This window comes from Lyngbya sp. CCY1209 (assembly GCF_055795065.1).
Window position 1 is genome coordinate 1 of the sequence record NZ_JAYFER010000372.1, and the last position, 6,453, is coordinate 6,453.

The following is a 6,453-nucleotide window of genomic DNA, read 5'->3' on the forward strand; positions in this document are numbered from 1 at the left end:
GGCCTGACAATGGGCGCCATAGGGGCAGCCATTCCATCCGCTCAAAGCCCCCAGAATTGGGGGTTTGGGGGCCTGACGATCGCTATCCATCCCTCTCAACATCCATATTCGCCCTCGCATTCCGCCGCCACATCGCCGGTTTGATCCGCCGCAACGCCGACGCCGTAAACCGCCTATCCCACTCCTCATCGGAAATATCCGCCAGTTCCGCCAACGTCGGCGCCACGTTGTCAGGATAAGGCTCGAATCCCGTTTCATCCGTGGGCTTGGAAAATCGTTGATTCCAAGGGCAAACATCCTGACAAATATCGCACCCGGCAACCCAGCCGTTGAGATTTTTTGCAATATTTTCGGGTAGGATTTCGGCGCGATTTTCGATGGTGTGGTAGGCGATGCAGCGGTTCGCGTCCACTACAAACGGTTGTGCGATCGCATCCGTCGGACAGGCTTCAATACAGCGGGTGCAAGTGCCACAATGTTCCGTGTGGGGGCGGTTCGGTTCCAGTTCCAAATTCGTCAATACCTCCCCCAAAAATACCCAAGATCCGTATTCCCGCGTGATCAAATTCCCGTTTTTGGCGATCCAACCCAGTCCGGCCCGCTGCGCCCAGACCTTATCCTGAACCGGGCCGGTATCGGCGTAATATCGCGCCTGAATGCCCTCTCCCTGCCCCTGCAACCAGCGACAGAAGGCTTTCAGTTTTTTGTGCAAAATCCGGTGATAGTCCCGCCCCCAGCCGTAGCGGGAGATTTTGGCGTACTCCTCCCCCTCGGGGCGATCGCGGGGCGTGTAGTAGTTGAGGGCCACGCAGATAACCGATCGCACCTCCGGCATCACTTTATATATATCCTGCCGTTTGGGATTCGCCATCCACTCCATATCCGCCTGATATCCGGCATCCAGCCAAGCCTGCAACCGGGCAGTTTCCGTTGGGATGTCCGTTGCGGGGGCGACGCCGACTTTGTGAAATCCCAGCGTCAGGAGTTTTTGCGCGATCGCGTCGGTGGAAAGAGGGGGAATCATGATCCGGCGGGAGGGTATCAACTGTTTACCACAAATCGGGGGTGAAGTGTGGTGCTTTCGATCGCATCTACCATAAAAAGTTCCATTATTGTTTCGGAAGGGGGATATATGCAAATTTTATTTGCATTTCTTTACAGAACGTTACATAATGGGAGCCAAGGAGGAAACATCCAGCAAAGCCAAACCCACGGGGTTGGTAGTCGAACACCCTTACACAGGACAACAACCATGACTTACACTACCGAGTCCGCAACCACCATTTTTTCCAATGCGTTCGTGACCGGCGACCCCAGCGCCGTTGCCCGCACCACCCAGCAGTTCAAGGGTCTGACGGTTGACGAACAACTGGCCGTTCTCTGGTTCCTCTACACCGAAATGGGCCGCACCGTCACCCCCGCCGCACCCGGAGCCGCCCGTATGCAGTTCGCCGAAGGCCTGCTCAACGACATCAAGCAGATGCCCCCGCAGGACCAACTGCAAGCCATGCGCGACATCGCGGGTAAAGCCAAAACCCCCGTCAGCCGCGCCTACGGCGTCCTCACCAACAACACGAAGCTGGCGTTCTGGTATCAGTTAGCCGAGTGGATGAAGGAAGGAAGCGTCATCCCCATGCCCTACGGATACCAACTCTCGACCCGCGGCAAGCAGGTGATGGCCAACATCCAGCAGTTGGAGTTCGGCCAGCAGATCACCGTCCTGCGGAACGTCGCCGCCGACATGGGTATCGATCCCCTCGCCTAGATCGCTCGCTTTGTACCAAAAAAACCAGGTTTTAGTTTGTGGGTTGGTTATCTGGCTGTAGATAGCTGACCCTATTTGTTAAGTCAAAATTCAAAATTCAAAATTCAAAATTAAGAGGGAGCAACCGGGCTTTAAAGTCAAACGTCACAAGTTAAAACTTGAGACAAGGGCTTTCCAGCTTTTGGCAATGTCCGAACCGAGATGCTTAGTGCCATACAATAATAGGAGAAATGTTTATGACATCCCAGACCCTTTCCAATTCCACGGAAACGATATTGGAATTCGCCGATCTCGAAGAAGAGACGGTCCGGCGCTATTTTGAAACGATGAACGGGGAACGGTTCCGGGACACCGCCGCCCTGTTTTGTGAAGACGGGGTTTTGGAGGCACCCTTGGAAGAAACCGCAGTCGGACCCGAAGCGATCGCGACCTATTTGCAAGCGGAAGCCAAGGGGATGACACTCCAGCCCAAAGATGTCCGGATCGAGCCGTTGGAGGGCGATCGCTTGTTAGTCCAGGTGCTCGGACGGGTGAAAACGTCCCTATTTAGCGTCAACGTCGGGTGGCAGTTCGTCCTCAACGCGGACCGAAAAATCGCGGTGACGACGGTCAGGCTCCTGGCATCTCCCCAGGAGATGTTAAATCTGCGTCCCTTTACGAAATACCACCAAAATCGAGATTGATTAGGAAGCGATGGAGAGTTGCAGGGAGCGGGCCAACATTTTCCGTCCCAGTTCCACGTCCTTCGGCGCACATTTCCAGTCGGGATGGGCCGTCATCAAAAAGCTTTCCAAAGTTTCGCGATCGAACAGATGCCAGACGGGGGCGCCGTTGATAGAAGAGGCGATCGCGAAGCAGTTCTCGCTGATGCAGTGGATCGTCAACTCTCCCGCGGCCCGTTCAAAGGTCATCTCCCGGCCCGGTTGGAGCGATCGCCATTCGAGGATGGCTTCGCGAAATGCCTCGTGGGAACTCACGTTCAAACCCGGGATGGTCGCGATCGATTCTTCCTCTCCATTCACCCGAATCCAATAGTGGCGGGACGGGTCGATCCCTTCGAGCCAGGGCAGTTCGTCATCCAAGCGGTAGCGGGGGGCAAGGGGAAAGAGAGAATTCACGGCAGTTTCCTCAAACATCAGCTCTGTCAAACTTGCCCTGTATTATTACGCGGCCTTCCCCGGAGGAAGCAACCTAAATTTACAAAAATTAAAATTTCCCTATGGGAACCATTAGGATTCTTGAGGCGGCAGACTCGCCTCCAACTTCAAACAGTTGCGGCCGTCCACCTGCAACTTGTAGTCCACCCGGTCCATAAGGCGGTTCATGATCAGCCAGCCGTAGCCGTTTTCCTGTTTATCCTCCGGCTTGGGCGGGTCGTAGTCATTCATCGCGTACCCCTCACCCTGATCCCAAATTTCCAGGCGGATGTCGCTCTGGAGAAGTTCCAAGCGGACGATCACCGGCAATTCGGGGCGATCGCGGTGGGCGTGGCGGATGACGTTGGAGTAAGCTTCGGCGAGGACGAGGCGAAACCGATTCGACTGGCGCGGCCAATCCACGGAGTCCCCCAACTCAACTTCCAAACTGCTCAACAGCCAGTTTTCGACAACTGCTAAAAACCGAATATCGCTCGGCACCTGTAGCTCAGTTATCATCAATCGACATGACCTCCAGAGAGAGTATGGTTTGATCGTCCTCTTGAACCGTGTTGTGTTCGCGGATGGAGGCGAGTAGAGCCTCCAAATCGATCGGGCCGGTTTGCCGCTTCAACAGTTGCCACAACCCCTCTTGTTGCAACATGGCGCGGGACGAATTGCCGTCGGCCCCCTGTTGTAAGACCGTCGCCTCGGTAATTCCGTCGCTGGTGAGCAGCAAAGTATCTCCGGGCGACAGGTCGAGACTGCCCACCTTCCCCCGCCACGCGGGTAAAATCCCCAGAGGGATGCCCCGATCTTTGATAAAAATCGGTTCCACCGTCACCCCGTCCCCTCCGGAATTCTGCTCGATCAGTTCCCGGTGCGACCAGACAAGGGGGTAGATGTGTCCGGCGTTGGCGTAGGCCAACTGTCCGGTCGAGGGCGTGTAACGCGCCAGAACCATTGTAATAAAGTGATTGTTCCCAATTAAATCATCCGAGAGGATGTGATTGAGATTGTGCATCACCTGCTCAGGTTCCGGGGAGGTGTCCTGGGAGAGTTCCCGTCGCAACACGGATATGGCGCTGGCCATAAACAGCGCCGCCGGGACGCCCTTCCCGGAGACGTCCCCGAGGGCGACCCAAATATCCCCCTGGGAGTGGACGTACACCTCGAAGAAATCGCCCCCCACCTCCCGAGCCGGGTAGCAGCAGGCCTGCAACTTGACCGTCTCGAACTCCGGCCAACTCTGGCGGAGCAAATTCATCTGAATTTGGCGGGCCACCTTCAGCTCGTTCTGCATCTGCTCGGCGAGTTCCACCGTCCGCTGATACAGCCTCGCCTGGGAGAGGGCGAGGGACGCTTGTTCCGAAACCACTTCCAGCAACTTGATGTCCTCTTCGGACCAGGGGAGGAGGGGATTGTTGCGGTAGACCGCCAAAACCGCGAGGAGGTCGTGTTGGTAGGTGAGGGGAACCACCACTTGGGTCATGGCATCCCCCGCCTCGTCGGTCTGGGTGCTGCGATGCTCCACCGCAGCCTGCATCAGCGCTTCGCTGTTTTCCGGCCACTCTTCCCCGGCTTCCCCTTCCGCGCGGTAGGAAAATTCTTCCGCGGCCAGGGACTCATTTTGCACGGGCCGCACCCGGCAGCCGTTGGCCTCGAAAGTCCCGCCGACGGTTTCCGAGATGGTTTGCAGCATACTCGAATAGTCGAGGGACTCCCGCAAGGCGATCACCACGTCATTGTACAATCTCTCCCGTTTCAGGGCGCGGCGGAGGGCGTTGGTGCGCTGTTTGAAAAATTTGTAGGTGTCGGAGGCCTGCCCGACGACGGTTTTGAGTTCTTCGGGGTTCCAGGGTTTGGTGATGTACTTGAAAACCTGGCCGGAGTTGATGGCTTCCACCAGATCTTCGACATCGGTGTAACCGGTCAGGAGGATGCGAATGGTATCGGGAAAGCGTTCGACGGTTTTGCCGAGAAATTCGGTTCCGTTCATTTCCGGCATCCGCTGGTCGGAAATGATGATCGCCATTTCGCCTTCTTGATCCAGAATTTCCAGCGCTTTCAGGGCGCTGTCGGCTTTGTGAACTTTGAAGTCCCGCCGAAACGTCCGAAACAATAAGTCTAGGTTATCGGGTTCGTCATCGACGACCATCAGTTTCAGCTTGCGACCTTCTCCCCGACTCATGCGATACGCTACTCCTAGATGAATCAATCAGGCATCTTAATCATCTTACCGCCTTTCCCGACAGCGAATTTTAAAGAATTTGGGAGTTGGCCAAACGGACTCACTCCGACACTCGCATCGCAAATCGGAGTTTGGCCGACCGGGCGCGGGGATTTCGGGCGATTTCGTCCGCTTGGGGTTCGACGGGTTTTTTGGTCAAGACCTGCAATTCGGGAGAATTCCGGAACCCGTGTTTCACCCGCCGGTCTTCGAGGCTGTGGAAGCTGATGATGCCGACGCGCCCCCCCGGTTTCAGCCAGCCGGGGGCCTTTTCCAAAAGGGTATCCAGGGCGTCGAGTTCCCCGTTGACGGCGATCCGCAGGGCTTGGAAGCTGCGGGTGGCGGGGTGGATGCGGCCGTGGCGGTATTTTCCGGGCACCGAAGCCGCGATCGCATTGGCGAGTTGGTCCGTGGTTCGGAAGGGCCGCTTTTCCACGATGCGGCGGGCGATTCTTCTAGAAAATCGTTCTTCCCCATAGATATAAAATAAATCGGCCAGTTGCTTTTCGTCCCAGGTGTTGACGATTTCGGCCGCGTCGAGGGGGTCGCCGGGGTTCATCCGCATATCCAGCGGCGCACTATGGCGGAAACTGAAGCCACGGTCGGGGGTGTCGAGTTGGTGGGAGTTGACCCCCAGATCGGCGATGATGCCGTCAAAGGGTTCGGACGGGGAATAGTCGGCAAAATTGCCCTGCCAAAATTGCACGCGATCGCATCCATCGGGAACGGTTTCTGAGAGAATGGAACGAGCCGCCCGGATCGCCTCCGGGTCGCGATCGATGGCCGTCACCCGCACCTCGGGCGCCGCCGTCAAAATCAACCCCGTATGTCCCCCGCCGCCCGTTGTCGCGTCCAAATATCGGCCGCGCGATCGCACCTCCAACCCCTCAATTAACTCCCGACTCAAAACGGAAATATGGACGAACGCCCGGTTTGATTCTAAATTCTGTGTTGGCGAACCGGTTTCAGACACCCCAAAATCCCTATAATTATTAAAGTTGCGAAACAAAAGTCTACAAAAGGCAATAAATCTGTCGTACCATTAGGGGTCGAGAGAGAAGTTTCCTTCTCTCCCTCCCATTCAAAACCGTGCATGAGACTTTCACCTCACACGGCTCCTAGTTCAGTCGTCTCGTTGTTATGAGTACGACTCTTGCCTTGACTACCATCTATAGCAGTCTTGACATCGTGACAGTGGCGGTGCAGCAGTTGGAGGTTTTTGTAATCATCCTTTCCGCCTAGACATCTAGGGATGATATGGTCGGTCTCCAATTGGTCTTCGATGGTGAAGTGCTGCCCGCACCATTTGCATTTGCCTTTCT

Annotated in this window: 8 protein-coding genes; 2 read left to right on the forward strand and 6 right to left on the reverse strand. The window is 56.0% G+C overall.

The annotated features are described in order from the left end of the window. Positions 1–82: 82 nt before the first annotated feature. Positions 83–1,024 (reverse strand): tRNA epoxyqueuosine(34) reductase QueG, encoded by a 942-nt coding sequence (gene queG / locus AC0QHF_RS10585; protein ID WP_324704173.1) that lies wholly within the window; start codon positions 1,022–1,024, stop codon positions 83–85. 228 nt (positions 1,025–1,252) lie between these two features. Here queG and AC0QHF_RS10590 point away from each other — a divergent pair, with 228 nt between their 5' ends. Then, on the forward strand, positions 1,253–1,765 hold the full coding sequence (locus AC0QHF_RS10590; RefSeq protein ID WP_324704174.1) for an orange carotenoid protein N-terminal domain-containing protein: 513 nt from the start codon (positions 1,253–1,255) through the stop codon (positions 1,763–1,765). Between the two features lie 236 nt (positions 1,766–2,001). Continuing rightward, complete coding sequence (locus AC0QHF_RS10595; RefSeq protein WP_324704175.1) at positions 2,002–2,448, forward strand: nuclear transport factor 2 family protein; 447 nt, start codon at positions 2,002–2,004, stop codon at positions 2,446–2,448. On the opposite strand, the gene AC0QHF_RS10600 is transcribed toward AC0QHF_RS10595, so the two are convergent. The 5 genes from AC0QHF_RS10600 to AC0QHF_RS10620 form a co-directional block, all read right to left on the reverse strand. Continuing rightward, positions 2,449–2,883, reverse strand: a complete 435-nt coding sequence (locus AC0QHF_RS10600) for a hypothetical protein (protein ID WP_324704176.1) — start codon at positions 2,881–2,883, stop codon at positions 2,449–2,451. 111 nt (positions 2,884–2,994) lie between these two features. Then, positions 2,995–3,420, reverse strand: a complete 426-nt coding sequence (locus AC0QHF_RS10605; protein WP_324704179.1) for an ATP-binding protein — start codon at positions 3,418–3,420, stop codon at positions 2,995–2,997. Further along, positions 3,410–5,092 (reverse strand): SpoIIE family protein phosphatase, encoded by a 1,683-nt coding sequence (locus AC0QHF_RS10610; RefSeq protein ID WP_324704180.1) that lies wholly within the window; start codon positions 5,090–5,092, stop codon positions 3,410–3,412. The genes AC0QHF_RS10605 and AC0QHF_RS10610 overlap by 11 nt, the downstream gene beginning before the upstream one ends. 100 nt (positions 5,093–5,192) lie before the next feature. After that, the gene (gene rsmH, locus AC0QHF_RS10615) at positions 5,193–6,104 is read right to left on the reverse strand and encodes a 16S rRNA (cytosine(1402)-N(4))-methyltransferase RsmH (protein WP_324704177.1); all 912 of its coding nucleotides are present in this window, start codon (positions 6,102–6,104) and stop codon (positions 5,193–5,195) included. A gap of 134 nt (positions 6,105–6,238) precedes the next feature. Beyond that, positions 6,239–6,453: HNH endonuclease (locus AC0QHF_RS10620; RefSeq protein WP_324704178.1), on the reverse strand; the 215-nt coding region annotated here is incomplete at its 5' end.